The 15,725-nt window shown below is 47.3% G+C and carries 13 protein-coding genes, 1 tRNA gene and 1 riboswitch; of the genes, 9 read left to right on the top strand and 5 right to left on the bottom strand.

All coding sequences use genetic code 11. The features are described from left to right. Positions 1-121 precede the first annotated feature (121 nt). A riboswitch (ZMP/ZTP riboswitch) is annotated at positions 122-201 on the top strand. 61 nt (positions 202-262) lie between these two features. Then, the gene (locus DWX28_RS12545) at positions 263-976 is read left to right on the top strand and encodes an IMP cyclohydrolase (protein WP_022214414.1); all 714 of its coding nucleotides are present in this window, start codon (positions 263-265) and stop codon (positions 974-976) included. Between the two features lie 20 nt (positions 977-996). Further along, positions 997-2,181, top strand: coding sequence for a phosphoribosylaminoimidazolecarboxamide formyltransferase (locus DWX28_RS12540; protein ID WP_118252880.1), 1,185 nt, complete (start codon positions 997-999; stop codon positions 2,179-2,181). 160 nt (positions 2,182-2,341) lie between these two features. Here the strand turns inward: DWX28_RS12540 and DWX28_RS12535 are convergent. Then, positions 2,342-2,414 (bottom strand) — tRNA-Gly (locus DWX28_RS12535). 240 nt (positions 2,415-2,654) lie between these two features. Between DWX28_RS12535 and DWX28_RS12530 the strand changes: the two genes are divergently transcribed. Further along, entirely contained in the window at positions 2,655-3,725 is a 1,071-nt protein-coding gene (locus DWX28_RS12530; RefSeq protein WP_243002431.1) for a 3D domain-containing protein, read from the top strand. Positions 3,726-3,799: 74 nt separating this feature from the next. Here DWX28_RS12530 and DWX28_RS12525 read toward each other — a convergent pair whose 3' ends face one another. After that, positions 3,800-4,984, bottom strand: coding sequence for an iron-containing alcohol dehydrogenase (locus DWX28_RS12525; protein ID WP_118252879.1), 1,185 nt, complete (start codon positions 4,982-4,984; stop codon positions 3,800-3,802). A gap of 191 nt (positions 4,985-5,175) precedes the next feature. Between DWX28_RS12525 and DWX28_RS12520 the strand changes: the two genes are divergently transcribed. The 6 genes from DWX28_RS12520 (at position 5,176) to ade (ending at position 11,164) form a co-directional block, all read left to right on the top strand. Then, positions 5,176-6,078 carry an NAD(P)/FAD-dependent oxidoreductase gene (locus tag DWX28_RS12520; protein WP_118252878.1) on the top strand — a complete coding sequence of 301 codons (903 nt, stop codon included), beginning with the start codon at positions 5,176-5,178 and terminating at the stop codon, positions 6,076-6,078. Positions 6,079-6,130: 52 nt separating this feature from the next. Next, positions 6,131-6,433, top strand: coding sequence for a thioredoxin (trxA, locus tag DWX28_RS12515; protein ID WP_118252877.1), 303 nt, complete (start codon positions 6,131-6,133; stop codon positions 6,431-6,433). Positions 6,434-6,457: 24 nt separating this feature from the next. Beyond that, positions 6,458-8,122 carry a B12-binding domain-containing radical SAM protein gene (locus DWX28_RS12510; protein WP_118252876.1) on the top strand — a complete coding sequence of 555 codons (1,665 nt, stop codon included), beginning with the start codon at positions 6,458-6,460 and terminating at the stop codon, positions 8,120-8,122. Positions 8,123-8,267: 145 nt separating this feature from the next. Beyond that, complete coding sequence (locus DWX28_RS12505; protein ID WP_118252875.1) at positions 8,268-8,894, top strand: AIR synthase-related protein; 627 nt, start codon at positions 8,268-8,270, stop codon at positions 8,892-8,894. Further along, the gene (gene trmL, locus DWX28_RS12500) at positions 8,882-9,382 is read left to right on the top strand and encodes a tRNA (uridine(34)/cytosine(34)/5-carboxymethylaminomethyluridine(34)-2'-O)-methyltransferase TrmL (RefSeq protein ID WP_022215231.1); all 501 of its coding nucleotides are present in this window, start codon (positions 8,882-8,884) and stop codon (positions 9,380-9,382) included. The genes DWX28_RS12505 and trmL overlap by 13 nt, the downstream gene beginning before the upstream one ends. A 54-nt stretch (positions 9,383-9,436) precedes the next feature. Continuing rightward, positions 9,437-11,164: an adenine deaminase gene (ade, locus tag DWX28_RS12495; protein WP_118252874.1), complete on the top strand. Its 1,728-nt coding sequence runs from the start codon at positions 9,437-9,439 to the stop codon at positions 11,162-11,164. A 42-nt stretch (positions 11,165-11,206) separates the two neighbouring features. Here ade and DWX28_RS12490 read toward each other — a convergent pair whose 3' ends face one another. Genes DWX28_RS12490 through DWX28_RS12480 form a run of 3 tightly spaced genes read right to left on the bottom strand, consistent with a single transcriptional unit; the run spans position 11,207 to position 15,711 of the window. After that, positions 11,207-12,616 (bottom strand): sensor histidine kinase, encoded by a 1,410-nt coding sequence (locus DWX28_RS12490; protein WP_118252873.1) that lies wholly within the window; start codon positions 12,614-12,616, stop codon positions 11,207-11,209. Then, positions 12,613-13,314, bottom strand: a complete 702-nt coding sequence (locus DWX28_RS12485) for a response regulator transcription factor (RefSeq protein WP_022215228.1) — start codon at positions 13,312-13,314, stop codon at positions 12,613-12,615. The genes DWX28_RS12490 and DWX28_RS12485 overlap by 4 nt, the downstream gene beginning before the upstream one ends. A 15-nt stretch (positions 13,315-13,329) precedes the next feature. After that, positions 13,330-15,711: an endonuclease MutS2 gene (locus DWX28_RS12480; protein ID WP_118252872.1), complete on the bottom strand. Its 2,382-nt coding sequence runs from the start codon at positions 15,709-15,711 to the stop codon at positions 13,330-13,332. Positions 15,712-15,725 lie beyond the last annotated feature (14 nt).

Genomic DNA, 15,725 nt, shown 5'->3' with positions numbered 1-15,725 from the left:
TGCCATGAATATGGCAAAATCCCGAGACATACAGGGCAAAATGCTATCACCGTAGGTGATTTGGAATGCATTTTGACCAAGTTACTGTGAACGAAGTGAACAGTAACATATTATGATATTATAACGACTGCATGACTGGCGGAAGTAGGATCACCTACAGGGAGTGCAGTAAGTAACGTGCCGACCGCCTGGGCAGCCTGTGTAAGCAACAGACTACCTAGGCGGTTTTTGTATCTTATTACAACACTAAAGGAGACGAATCATGGAAAGAATTTCACTGGAAAATGAACTGAAAAGCAACTCTTATCCGGGAAGAGGAATCATCATTGGACGTTCCGCAGACGGAACCAAAGCAGTAACAGCTTATTTTATCATGGGAAGAAGTGAAAACAGCAGGAATCGAGTATTTGTCGAGGATGGAGAGGGAATCCGCACACAGGCATTTGATCCATCCAAACTGACAGATCCGAGCCTGATCATTTATGCTCCGGTACGTGTACTGGGAAATAAGACAATTGTGACAAACGGCGATCAGACAGACACGATCTATGAAGGAATGGACAAACAGCTCACCTTCGAACAGTCCTTAAGATCCCGCGAATTTGAGCCGGACGGACCGAACTATACACCAAGGATCTCCGGTGTCATGCACATCGAAAACGGCGAATACAGTTACGCAATGTCAATCCTCAAGAGCGACAACGGAAATCCGGATGCCTGCCTCCGTTACACTTACGCATACGAAAAAGCAATTCCAGGTGAGGGACGTTTCATCCACACTTACAAATGCGACGGAAATCCGCTCCCAAGCTTTGAAGGAGAACCGAAACTCGTAGATATTCCGGACGATATGGAAGCATTCACAGAACTTCTCTGGAACAGCCTGAACGAAGATAACAAAGTTTCCCTGTTTGTACGTTACATCGACATCGCAACAGGAAACTATGAGACAAAGATCGTAAACAAAAACAAGTAAGATACGGAGGATGAGATAAGATGAACGAATTACAGTTAAAATACGGATGCAACCCGAACCAGAAACCTTCCAGGATCTACATGGAGGACGGAAGTGAGCTTCCGATCAAAGTTCATTCAGGAAGACCTGGATATATCAACTTCCTCGATGCATTCAATGGCTGGCAGCTTGTACGTGACCTCAAGAAAGCAACAGGACTTCCGGCAGCAACTTCTTTCAAGCATGTTTCTCCTGCAGGTGCAGCAGTCGGACTTCCGCTGACAGAAACACTTGCAAAGATCTACTGGGTAGACGATATGAACTGGAAAGAATTTTCCCCGCTTGCCTGCGCTTATGCAAGAGCGAGAGGCGCAGACCGTATGTCTTCTTTCGGTGATTTTATTTCTCTTTCTGATGTCTGCGACAAAGACACAGCAATGCTGATCAAGAGAGAAGTTTCCGATGGCGTGATCGCACCGGGTTACACTGAGGAAGCCCTTGAGATCCTCAAACAGAAGAAAAAAGGCAATTACAACGTGATCGAGATCGATCCGGATTATGTACCGGCTCCACTGGAACACAAGCAGGTATATGGTGTGACTTTCGAACAGGGACGTCAGGAGCTTGCAATCGATGACGAGCTGATCTCCAACATCGTAACCGAGAGTAAAGAACTTACAGAAGAAGCAAAGCGCGACCTTAAAGTTTCTCTGATCATCCTGAAATATACACAGTCCAACTCCGTATGCTTTGTCAAGGACGGACAGGCGATCGGTGTCGGCGCAGGACAGCAGTCCCGTGTACACTGCACCAGACTTGCAGGACAGAAGGCAGATAACTGGTTCCTCCGTCAGAGCCCGCAGGTTCTTTCACTTCCATTCAAAGATACCATCAGCAGAGCAGAGCGCGACAATGCGATCGATGTTTATATCGGCGACGAATACATGGATGTTCTGGCAGATGGAGCATGGGAGAACGTATTCACAGAGAAGCCGGCAGTCTTCACAAAAGAAGAGAAACGTGCATGGCTCGATCAGCTTACCGATGTAACACTCGGATCTGATGCATTCTTCCCGTTCAGTGATAACATCGAACGCGCACATAAGAGCGGCGTGAAATTTATCGCACAGCCAGGTGGCTCTGTGAGAGATGACGCAGTGATCGAAACATGTAACAAATATGGAATGACAATGGCGTTCACAGGAATCCGTCTGTTCCACCACTAAGAATAAAGAACAGGTCTGAAATATAAATTTCAGATACAGCAGAGGAAACTTTGGTTCGGGAAATCCCATCAAAGTTTCCTCTGCTTTTTGTATAGATAATATCTGACAGATAAAGAATTACAGACAAAAAAAGAACCAGGACTAAATCCTGATTCTTAAGAGCGATAGACGGGGCTCGAACCCGCGGTCTCGACCTTGGCAAGGTCGCGCGTTACCAACTACGCCACTATCGCATGTGTTCTGTTTGGAAGTCTTATTTGTTTTCCTCAGCGACAAGACATACTATACCAGATGAATTTGTATTTGTCAAATGTTTTTTTGAAAAAAATTAAAAAAATTTCAAAAATATTTTCCAGCATAAAAAACGGTGAAAATTTTGTGTAAATTTTGAAATCACGAAGTTCATGTGCTACAATACACACAGAATCGCCGGGAGACTGGCGAAGGTAAATCAGAAAGAGGTGACAAGATCTGTGAATAAGAGAACGACGGCTTTTTTACTGGGGAGTGTATTGTTGTGTCATGCATCTCTGGTTTATGGCGAAGTTCCAGATTATAATACTGTAGTAGAGGATACACAGAAAAAAAATAAGGCTGTGCAGATGTTTGAAACAGATGACGGCAAGGGAAATACGGTTCAGGTGGCAGCACATCAGGAGACACTCTATGTGACAGCCAGAAAGACAGGAATCTATACGATGCCTTCTGACAGCAGTGCAGAGCTTGCAGCGGTATCGCTCGGAGATCAGGTGGAACAGACTGCGATCTGCGACAATGGCTGGAGCAAGGTGGAAGCTGAGGCTGACGGAGAGAAAGTCATAGGTTACATACAGACACAGGCACTTAACAGCGAGAATCAGATCGTATCGATGGATGCAGAGGAGGTTGAAGTAACGTCCGACAGCAGTATTCTGGATTATCCGGGAAAGAAGGACGGAGAGGTTGTCGGAGAAGTCCTGGAACTGGACGAGGTGAAGCGGACAGGAACTGTCAACAATGTCTGGAGCAGGATCGAATACCAGAATGCGGACGGCACAGAGCAGGAAGGCTATATCCCGACAAGCTGTCTGAATGTCTCAGATGGTCAGGAGAGTACAGAAGCTTCCATAGATACGAAGAAAGATGCAGGCACTCTTCACAAAAGCAGTGGAAAAGGAGTCTTTTCGGATGCGCTGGAAACAGATGAGAGTGTTACTGAACAGAATGGCGTTCAGATCGGAAAGGCAGTAGCAGCCTCATCAGATGCCAAGCTTAAAGACCTTGGTGTGTTCAAGATCACACATTACTGTCCGTGCAGCATCTGCTGCGGGCCATATGCCAACGGAATCACTTCAACAGGTGTGACAGCGACGACAAACCATACGATCGCTGTAGATCCGTCTCAGATTCCTTACGGAAGCAAGGTCGTGATCAATGGACAGGTTTATGTGGCAGAGGACTGCGGCGGCGCGATCAAGACAAACTGCATTGACATTTATGTGGCAACACATGCAGAGGGAGAGGCAAAGGGCGTTTACTACACCGACGTTTATCTCATTCAGTAAATAAATATTCTGGAACAAAAAGATCTCCGGCAGAACCGATTTACGGAATCCTGCCGGAGATTTTTTATAAAAAGTTATCTTGCCATGGTATAGATCTTTTCCATGTCTTTCATATTGAGCTGCTTGAACACGCCGATCGTGCGGGTATCTTCATAACTGCACTTAAAAGCGAGTTCATGGATCTGCTGATCATCAAGGTCAAGTCCAAGTTCATGCAGGCTGACAGGCATCTTGATCGAACGGAAAAAGTCCTCCATTGCCTCGATTCCTGCCAGGGCGGTCTTTTCGAAATCAAGGCCGCACGGGATATCGAATACGTTGGTCGCAAACTGTGCGAAACGCTCCGGATTTACATCGTATACATATCTTGCCCAGCTTCCCCAGATCGCTGCAAGACCGGCACCGTGAGTGACATCATAGAGTCCGCCAAGCTCGTGCTCAAGCTGGTGACATGCCCAGTCGCCACCGCCGGTTCCACATCCGGTCAGACCATTGTGAGAGAGGCTTCCTGCCCACATGATCTCTGCGCGGGCTGTGTAGTTGTCAGGTTCCCTCATAAGAATACGTGCGTTGTAGATGACAGTCTGCATCAGAGATTCACTGATGCTGTCTGTGATCTCCATAGTCTCGATATTGACGAAATAACGCTCCATGGTGTGCATGAGGATATCCACACAGCCGCTCTCCGTCTGATACTGCGGAAGGCTGTAGGTAAGCTTCGGGTTCATCAGGGCAAATTTCGGACGGCAGAGATCGCATTTGGCAGCACCTCGTTTCAGCCAGCCATCCTCATTGGTGATGACAGAGGAATTGCTCATCTCACTTCCGGAAGCTGCAATGGTAGGGATGACGCCGATCGGAAGACAGGCAGTCGGAACTTCTGTCTTGAGATAAAAATTCCAGACATCTGTCCATGGATTTGCAACGCCGTACCCGATCGCCTTGGCAGAGTCAATAACACTTCCACCGCCGACAGCGAGAATGAAATCTACGTTTTCTTTCTTACAGAGCTCGATACCTTCACGTACTTTGGAAAGACGCGGGTTCGGGACAACGCCGCCCAGGGTAACGAAATCAATGCCGGCATCAGTAAGACATCCGGAAACTTCGTCGATCAGCCCGGAAGCGACGGCACTCTTGCCTCCGTAATGGATCAGAACTTTGTGACAGTTCTCTTTCTTCAGAATATCACCGATCTGCAAATGAGAATCTTTACCAAAAATAACCTTTGTAGGGGCAAAATATTCAAAACTGCGCATAATAGTTACTCCTTATATACATTTAAAATAAATGACAAATTTAGAAACAACATAAATATAACATAATTGTAAAGAGAAATACACAAAAAAATTTTGGATTTTTCAATGCCCTGTCAGGAATGAAGCGAAAACATTCTGGACATTTCTTCTCTGGTGTAATATTATAAAATAACAAAAAGGCAGGTGATAAAATGGAAAATATAGTGATCATCGGTGCAGGTCCCGCCGGTATCTCAGCCGCTCTGTATGCTGCAAGGGGAAACATGAATCCGCTTGTCATCAACAACGGCATCGGAGCACTGGAAAAGGCGGAGAAGATCGAGAATTATTATGGACTGGAACAGCCGCTTTCCGGTAAGGAACTCTACGAGAGAGGGATATCTCAGGCGGAAGCCCTGGGAGTGCGTATCCTGGATGCAGAGGTCCTTGGGATCAGTGGTTTTGATACATTTACTGTCAAGACGACAGCAGGTGATTTTGACACAGTCAGCGTGATCCTGGCGACAGGAGGGAAGCGCAGTGCCCCGAAGATTCCGGGACTTAAGGATTTTGAAGGAAGAGGTGTCAGCTACTGCGCGGTCTGTGATGCCTTTTTTTACAGAGGAAAGGAAGTTGCCGTTGTCGGAAACGGTGAGTTCGCCCTTCATGAAGCAGAGGAACTTCGGAATGTCACGCAGGATGTGACCATCTATACGGATGGGAAGGAACCGGAATTTTCCAGAGAACATCCGATCGCAGTCAATACGATGAAGATCCAGGCGATCGAAGGCGATGACAAGGTTTCCGGACTTCTGATGCAGAGTGATACAGCTGCACAGGATGCGGAAGCACCAGAGAGCTCTTTTTATCCTGCGGACGGTGTCTTTGTGGCACTCGGTACGGCAGGAAGCACAGAGATTGCCAGACAGATGGGAGCAGAGATCACCGATAAGGGAAATATCAAAACCGACGAAGAGATGGCGACAACGATTCCGGGACTTTTTGCCGCAGGAGACTGCACAGGCGGACTTCTCCAGGTTTCCAAGGCCGTTTACGAAGGCAGTATGGCAGCCATCAGCGCCGGCAAATATGTCCGGCACAAAAAGGTATCATAAATAAAAATCAAGAAACACTAATCGTGGATCGAAATATCAAGGAGGAAGCATTATGGCAAAAACAATTACAGCAGAGAATTTTGAGCAGGAAGTTCTTAAGTCAGAGAAACCGGTATTACTGGATTTCTGGGCAACATGGTGTGGACCGTGCATGCGTCAGGGACCGATCGTTGAGGAACTGGCAGAGGAAGGATACTGCGTAGGCAAGATCGATGTTGACCAGCAGCCTGGTCTTGCACAGCAGTTCCGTATCATGAGCATCCCGACACTTCTGATCTTTAAGGATGGCAAGGAAGCAGAGCGTTTGGTTGGTCTGACTCCAAAAGCTGCGATCAAGGAACTTCTGGACAAATAAGGTCCGGGAAGGTTTATAAGATTTATGAAAATATTACTGGCAGCATGTAATGCGAAATATATTCATTCAAATCTTGCAGTATACGATCTCAGGGCATATGCATCCGCTTATCAGGAGCATATTCTCCTGGGAGAATATACGATCAATCAGACAAAAGACGAGATTTTGAAGGATATTTATTTAAGTGGAGCAGATGTAGTCTGCTTTTCCTGCTATATATGGAACATTTCTTTTGTCAGAGATCTGCTTGAGGATCTTCACAAGATCCTTCCAGATGTAAAATTCTGGACGGGAGGTCCGGAGGTTTCTTTCGATGCGGAAGCTTTTCTTCGGAGGACTCCGCAGGTGACCGGTGTCATGGTTGGTGAGGGCGAAAAGACGTTCCTCGAGCTTGTGCGTTATTATGTGGACGGTGTGGGAACTTTATCTGAGATTCCAGGGATTGCTTATCGTGAAGGCGAGGAGATCCATCACAATGGATGGAGAGAACTTACGGATCTAAGTGAGATTCCTTTTGTATATGAACATCTGGAGGACTTTGAGAACAAGATTATTTATTATGAGAGCAGCAGGGGATGTCCTTTTTCCTGCAGTTACTGTCTTTCTTCTATTGATAAGAAGCTCAGGTTCCGTGATCTTGACCTGGTCAAGAAAGAATTACAGTTTTTCCTGGATCACAGGGTGCCGCAGGTCAAGTTTGTGGACCGTACGTTTAACTGTAAGCACGAGCACGCAATGACGATCTGGAAATATATCCTGGAGCATGACAATGGGATCACGAATTTTCATTTTGAAGTTTCGGCAGACCTTCTCCGGGACGAAGAAATGCAGCTTATGAGCAGGATGCGTCCCGGACTTATCCAGCTTGAGATCGGTGTACAGTCCACAAATCCGGACACCATTCATGCGATCCACAGACATATGGATCTTGACAAATTGGAGAGATGTGTTGCGAAGGTGCACAGCTTTGGAAACATCCACCAGCACCTGGATCTGATCGCAGGACTTCCGTATGAGGATTATGATACTTTCCACCGTTCTTTTAATGATGTGTACAGGATGAAACCGGATCAGCTCCAGCTTGGTTTCCTCAAGGTGCTCAAGGGTTCCCTGATGGAAAAAGAAGCAGAGAAATACGGGATCATGCATAAAGAAAAAGAACCATACGAAGTGCTTTCTACTAACTGGCTGTCCTATAAGGAAGTCCTGAGACTTAAGATGGTAGAGAGTATGGTGGAAGTTTATTACAACAGCGGACAGTTTCAGAACACACTGGAATATCTGGTGCCGCAGTTTGCGGATGCGTTTACCTTTTATGAGAAGCTGGGAGCTTTTTATGAGAAAAAAGGCTACAGCGAGATCTCACATTCAAGGATGCGCCGTTATGAGATCCTGCTGGAATTTCTCCGTGAGGAAACAGATCTCGATGCGGATGTGGCAGCACAGCATATGCTCTATGATCTGTACTTAAGAGAAAAACTTAAGAAACGTCCTTTGTTTGCAGCAGATCAGAAACCGTATGAAAGTGCTGTATGGACTTACCGTAAGAAACATAAGATTTCAAAAACAGCACACATAGAAGCTTTCCCGGATGGGACAACAATTCTGTTCGATTATGAAAACAGAAATCCACTGTCCAATAATGCACACACAGAAACGATAGAGCTGGATTTGGACAACATAGAATGAGGTGATAAAAATGGGAATGTTTGATCCGAAAAAAAGAAAAATATTTGCTGCTGTGATCGCAGTCATTCTTGTCCTTGCAATGGTAGTTCCAAGTGTTCTCTCCATTCTTTTATAAGAGGTATAAGATGAAACGGAGGATGAACATATGAAACTGGGGCAGCAGGCAATGGAGGCACTTAAAAGTCAAATCGACGGTGCACTTGAGATCGGAGATGATCTGGTTGTTGCGGGCGTGATCGCAATTGAGGGAACACAGATCCTGATCGAGAAGGAGAAAGAAAAGCTTCTTGAATATTTTTCAGATGGATTTCTCTGGAATACCGTCCGTACACTGGAGAAGTGCAGAGTACCGGAGATGCTTTCTGAGCCTTTTAAGGATGAGATCCATGCCAGATATGATCTGGGAACAGGCGGTGTTTTGAGCGGTCTGTGGAAGATGACAGAGGCTTCCGGAACAGGACTTCGTGCAGACCTTCGTGCGATCCCGGTCCGCCAGGAAACAATAGAGATCTGTGAGAGACTGGATGTAAATCTGTACAAATTACTGTCAGATGGTGCTGTCCTTCTGGGGTGTACAGATGGGGCGAAAGTTGTACAGGAATGTCTTCATCAGCAGATCCCGGCGGCAGTGATCGGCAAGGCTGTTGAGGGGAATGACCGGCTTCTGTACAGCGGCGGGCTGACCCGCTATCTGGAACGTCCTTCTCAGGATGAACTGACCAGATTTTCCTGGGGAGAGAAATGGAGAAAAGATAAGAAATGGCAAGACTGAATATCGTACTGCATGAGCCGGAGATACCGGCAAACACAGGAAACATTGGCAGAACCTGCGTGGCGACAGGGACAAGGCTTCACCTGATCGAGCCGCTGGGGTTCAGCCTGAGTGAAAAAGCAATCAAACGTGCCGGGATGGACTACTGGAAGGATCTGGATGTGACTACCTATCTGGATTACGAAGAATTCCTTCAGAAAAATCCCGGAGCGAAGATCTACTACGCAACAACCAAAGGACTTCAGACCTATACAGATGTTAAATTTGAGGACGACTGTTACATCATGTTTGGCAAAGAAAGTGCCGGAATCCCGGAGGAGATCCTTATGAAACATAAGGAAAACTGTATCCGCATTCCAATGATCAATGACATTCGGTCACTGAATCTGAGCAATTCAGTGGCAATCGTTCTGTATGAGGCACTGCGTCAGAACAACTTTGACCACATGCAGCTCCAGGGAGAACTGCATGATCATAAATGGGAATAAATTCCCGGCAAAATCAAATAAAGCTGCACTGCTGACCGAAAAGGAGGGATCTGCATGGAACTGGAAAGATATCGTATCTACTCGGAAATTGCGCGTGGAATCCGCAAACCGTTTCTCGTTTTCAAAAATGCAAATGTGTTCATGGCTCACTCTGGTGAGTTCTGTAAGGGAGATGTGGCAGTCGAGGATGGCATCGTAATTGGTGTCGGAGAGTATGAAGGAGAGACAGAAATCGATCTGGGTGGGAAATATCTCTGCCCGGGATTTATCGACAGCCACCTTCACCTGGAATCGACACTGGTAACTCCGGGAGAACTGATCCGGCAGGCTGCACAGTGCGGCACGACTACATTTATTGTAGATCCGCATGAATCCGCAAATGTCTCAGGAATTGACGGAATCGACTATATCCTGGAACAGACCGAGGAGGTTCCGGCAAATGTCTATGTGATGATGCCTTCCTGTGTACCGGCTACACATGTCGATGACAATGGATGCACCCTCACTGCAGGAAAGATGAAGGCATATCTCAATAATCCGAGGATCCTGGGACTTGGCGAGGTTATGGATGCACCGTCTGTTGTAAACGGAAGTGTATCCATGCATGAGAAACTGTCCGTTTTTAAGGACAGAGTCCGTGACGGACATGCACCATTTTTGCCGCCGGGAGATCTGGCTGCATATGCACTGGCAGGCATTTCCACAGACCATGAATGTGTGACTTATGAGTATGCCATGGAAGAGTGCAGAAATGGAATGCAGGTGCTGATCCGTGAAGGAAGTGCCGCCAAGAACCTGGAAGCGATCGTTAAGGGAATCGTAGAGCATCACACCGATACCTCAGGATTTTGCTTTTGCACCGATGACAAGCACATCGAAGAGATCCGAAAAGAAGGACACATCAATTTCAATGTCAGAAAGGCAGTTCAGCTTGGGCTGAGACCGGAACAGGCACTCAAGATGGCAACAATACAGGCAGCGAAATGCTATGGACTGCATCATCTTGGTGCGATCGCACCGGGATATCAGGCAGATTTTGTTGTGCTGGATAACTTAAGTGATATGAATGTCTTGGAAGTGTACCATAGGGGCAAAAAGATCATCAAGGATGAAAAAGTTGAGATCCGCCCATGTGATCCTCAGCTCAAAAATACAGTACATCTTCTGGGATTCAGGGAATCTGATCTCTGCCTTCCGTGGAGAGAAGGAAAGGTACATATCCTTAAGATGCTGGAAGGACAGATCGTAACAGAAGATGTCCAGGAGGAAGTTGGCTATACAGAAGAAAAGGGCCGGAAAGTATTTAAACCGGATGGAACCTATCAGAAGATCGCAGCAGTCGAACGTCACAAAAACACCGGCAAGATCGGCGTGGGAATTGTCAAAGGATTCGGGCTTCGCGGTGGTGCGATCGCATCGAGCGTGTCCCACGATTCACACAATCTGATCGTGATCGGCGACAATGATCATGACATGTATCTGGCAGTTCAGGAACTTCTCCGCACGCAGGGCGGCTATACCTTGGTTGAAAACGGACAGGTATTCGACACTCTGCCGCTCCCGATCATGGGACTTATGAGTGATGCCGGATATGAGAAGGTAAATGAGAAGCTGGCACGCATGATACCAAAGGCACATGAGATGGGAATCCCGGAGGGCTTTGACCCGTTTATTACTCTGTCATTTATGGCACTTCCGGTCATTCCGGAGATCAGGATCACGCCAAGAGGTGTATATCTGACCCAGGAAGACCGTATGATCCAGAGCCCGTTTGACCGTTGAACCAAAGATTTACAAGATAACAAAAAGGCAAGGTAGAGAAATCTACTTTGCCTTTTCGAGCGTAAAGATAAATTCTGTTCCGACGCCCTCGGTGCTGATCACATTGATGTGCTGCCCGTGAGCGGAAATGATCTCTTTGACGATCGCCAGTCCGAGACCGGTGCCTTTCTGGTCTTTGCCGCGGGAGCGGTCGATCTTATAGAAACGTTCCCAGATCTTGTTGATGCTGGATTTCGGGATCCCGATGCCATGGTCCTTGACGGAAACAAAGATCTTGTCGTTTTTCTCCGTCGTTTCGATCGTGATCGTGGAATGATCCGGGCTGAACTTGATCGCGTTGCTGAGAAGATTATACAGTACCTGCTGGATCTGTTCGACGTCTGCACGGGCATAGAGTTCCTTGCCTGATAAGACCAGTTCCAGAAGGATCTGCCGCGTCGTGCAGGTACCCTCAAAAGAAGCAGCAGTGCTTTTGATGACCTGGTTGATATCGAACGACTGGATGTTGAGCATACGCTTCTGGATGTCCAGTTCGTTGAGTGTCAGAAGTCCGCGGGTAAGTTTTTCCAGACGCTCTGCCTCGTAGGAGATGATCTTGAGGTATTTTTCCTGCATCTCAACCGGGATGGTGCCGTCGATCATAGCCTCCACATAACCTTTGATCGAAGTCAGAGGAGAGCGGAAATCATGCGAGATGTTTGAAATAAACTGCCGCTGATATTCGCCGTTCCGGTTGAGCTTGTCTGCCATGTAGTTTAAGTTTTTGGCAAGGTAGCCGAGTTCATTTTCGGAGTCGACCGGGATCTGATAGGACAGATTTCCGTTTGCAAATTCGGAGGCTCCCTTTGTGATCTCATGGAGCGGTTTCCGTACATGGAAACTATAAAAGATAAACAATACAGCGACCAGCAGATAAGTGACCACAAACAGAAGCTGGATGATCCAGAGCAGGCTGCTGCGGCTCTGGTACAGGTCACTCATCAGATAGTGGATCGCCACATAACCGCGGGTGTTGAGGTTTTCTGTGATCGGTGCGATCGTGCTCAGCCGCGTTTCTGAAAAATATCCATAAAAGTCCCCGATCTGATAATAGTTGCTGCCCCAGGAGGCCGGATTAAATCCCTCCAGATCAATGGGATTGTCCGGTGAAATATCCTTGCGTGTGCTTAAGATGATCTGTCCGTTACTGTTGATGATCCAGATGATCGTATCCGGATAGTTGGTTGCCAGAGACAGATTGCTGCGGATAGATTCCATGTTGGCAGAAGTGATGTTATGACTGACAAGATCACTTTCTGCGATACGATGGGCTGTCTGGTATATGTCCGAAGTAATGGACTTTTCGAGTCTTGCCTCGAGCATATGGGAGCCTGCAAAGGTTACCAGGAAAAATCCCAGAATGCCAAGCAGGATATAGGCAACAAGAAACATGGAGGTCAGTCGTTTTTTCATTTGTTTTTGACCTCAAACTTGTATCCTATGCCCCAGACAGTTGCGAGGCTCCACTGCGGGTGGTCTTTGATCTTCTCACGAAGACGCTTGATATGAACGTCAACGGTACGGGTATCGCCGATGTATTCATAGCCCCAGATATGGTCGAGAAGCTGCTCTCTGGTAAACACCTGGTTCGGGGATGCTGCGAGGAAATAGAGAAGTTCCAGTTCCTTCGGCGGCATATCGACATGATTTCCCATATAAGTGACAGAATAGTTGGTTAGATTGATCATGAGATCCGGGTAGCTGACACATTTTTCTGACGGGTTTGCCGCTGGCTGTTTGACCTTGAAACGGCGCAGGACTGCGCGAACGCGGGCAACGAGCTCCTTTGTGTCAAATGGTTTGATGATGTAGTCATCTGCACCGAGCTCCAGACCGAGTACCTTATCGAAGGTTTCTCCTTTGGCAGAGAGCATGATGATCGGCACATCAGAAGTATGGCGGATTTCCCGGCAGACCTGATAGCCGTCGATACCTGGCAGCATCAGGTCAAGAAGAATCAGATCCGGCTGGAAGACAGAGAATTCCTTAAGAGCCTGTTCTCCGTCATTTACAATTCTGGTTTCAAAACATTCTTTTGTAAGGTATAAAGAAATCAGTTCTGCAATATTGTTGTCATCATCTACGATTAAGATTTTCTGTTTTGTTACCATAGTATTCGCCTTTCCCTATTTCTTGAATTCTACGATCGTTACGCCGGCATCACCTTCGCCGAATTCACCGAGACGGTAGGATTCAACATGTTTCTGGCGTTTGAGATAGTTGTGGACACCTTTTCGTAAGGCACCGGTTCCCTTGCCGTGGACGATGCGGACCGTCTTGAGATGAGCAAGATAAGCATCGTCCAGATATTTGTCGAGTTCTGCGACAGCCTCATCTACAGTTTTGCCGAGAAGATTGATCTCAGTGGAAACGCTGGCAGATTTGGACATACGAATCTTGCCTGCTCCTGTACGGGAGAAGGAAGAGGTGGTGATCACCGGTTCGTCGATCAGTTCCAGGTCGGAAATATGGACTTTGGAACGGATGATGCCCATCTGGACGAACAGATAACCCTTGGAATCCGGGCGGGTGCTGATTGTGCCTTTAAGGTTCATGCTGAGTACCCGTACGGTATCGCCAGGACGTACATCCTTGGCGGTGAGTTCTTTCTTTGGTTTCTTTTTGGTGACAGGCTGTGCCATTTTCTGTTCGGTCTTGTTGAGACGCTTGCGGAGCTGCTGGCGTTCACGCTCAACTGCGGCAGTATCCACGTAATCATTATGGAATTTATGGAAAAGCTTCATCGTCTGATCGGCATAATCCTTGGCTTCCTGGAGAACCTTGTGAGCTTCTTCGTTGGCCTGGCGGATGATGCGGTCTTTCTGTACATCCAGTTTTTCCTGTTTGGATTCAAGCTGTTTCTTAAGGTCTTCGATCTCGAGTTTGTACTGTGCGATCTCAGTGCGCTCGTTCTCAATCGTGATACGGCTTTCTTCGAGAGAAGTCAGCACATCCTCAAAAGATTCATCCTGCTCGTTGATCTGTTCTCTGGCTTTCTCGATGATGGATGCCGGAACACCGAGCTTGGAAGAAATCGCAAATGCATTACTCTTACCAGGGATACCGATCAGAAGACGATAAGTCGGGCTCAGGGTTTCTACATCGAATTCGCAGCTTGCATTCTCGACACCGGAGGAAGAGAGCGCAAATACTTTGAGCTCACTGTAATGAGTGGTAGCCATGGTGCGGATTCCTCTGTCATGAAGATAGGAGAGGATGGAGATCGCAAGTGCGGCACCCTCTGTCGGGTCAGTTCCGGAACAGAGCTCATCAAACAGAACGAGGGAATACTGATCTGCTTTTTCGAGGAAGGAAACGATATTTGTCATATGGGAGGAGAAGGTACTTAAGGACTGCTCAATACTCTGCTCATCTCCGATATCTGCGTACACCTCATGAAAAAGAGCCAGTTCACTGCGGTCCAGAGTCGGGATATGAAGCCCGGACTGTCCCATCAGAGTAAGGAGTCCGACCGTCTTGAGGGAAACGGTCTTACCACCGGTGTTTGGACCGGTGATGACAAGAAGATCAAACGTATCTCCAAGACGGATATCGATCGGAACAACTTTTTTCTTGTTGATCAGCGGGTGGCGGGCTTTCTTGAGGTTGATGCGGCCTTCGTCGTTAAAGATCGGTTCACTTGCATTCATCTCCATGGCAAGTGCAGCTCTTGCAAAAATAAAGTCAAGCTGTACCATGATCTCAAGATTGAGGGAGATAGCCTCACGTTCTGCTGCGATCTGTACGCTGAGGTCGGCAAGGATGACTTCGATCTCTTTCTGTTCCTGAAGCTCAAGTTCACGCATGTCGTTGTTCAGTTTTACAACAGACATTGGTTCGATAAAAAGTGTGGAACCGGTGGAAGACTGGTCGTGGATCATACCAGGCACCTGTCCCTTATATTCAGCTTTGACAGGGACACAGTATCTGCCGTTTCTCATGGTGATGACAGCATCCTGAAGGTAAGTCCTTGCACCGCCGTTTACCAGCCCGGAAAGCTGAGAGTGGATCCGGTCATTGGTCACTTTCATGCTGCGTCTGATCTGGCGCAGGTTCGGGCTTGCATCGTCACTGATCTCATCTTCGGAAAGGATACAGCGGCGGATCTCCGTAGAGAGCGGTGTGAGAGGGGAAAGTCCCTCAAACATATGGTCAAGAGAATCCTCCGGTGTATCAGCACGGTCCCGGCGGGAGTAGGCTTTGACACGGGAAGTATTCTCAAGAAGGTTACAGACGGCCAGGATTTCCAGGATACCAAGAGAACTTCCGATCTCAAGACGTTTCAGAGAGCCACGGATGTCCTTGACATTTCCAAAGGAGATGCCGCCCTTTTGAAAAAGGCGTGTCAGTGCATCGCGTGTCTGTACCTGCATGGTACGGATTACTTCAAGGTCAGTGGATGGCTCCAGAGTTCGGCAGAGATGCTTGCCCATACCGGAAGATGCTTTTTCGGTAAGTTTCTCTATGATTTTGGGATATTCCAGTGCATTTAATGCTTTTTGATTCATAATAGTTCCTCGTT

The organism is Blautia sp. AF19-10LB (genome assembly GCF_003461245.1).
GTDB lineage: Bacteria > Bacillota > Clostridia > Lachnospirales > Lachnospiraceae > Blautia_A > Blautia_A intestinihominis.
Note: the sequence above shows the minus strand (reverse complement) of the source record. Positions and strands in the feature narration are given on the sequence as shown.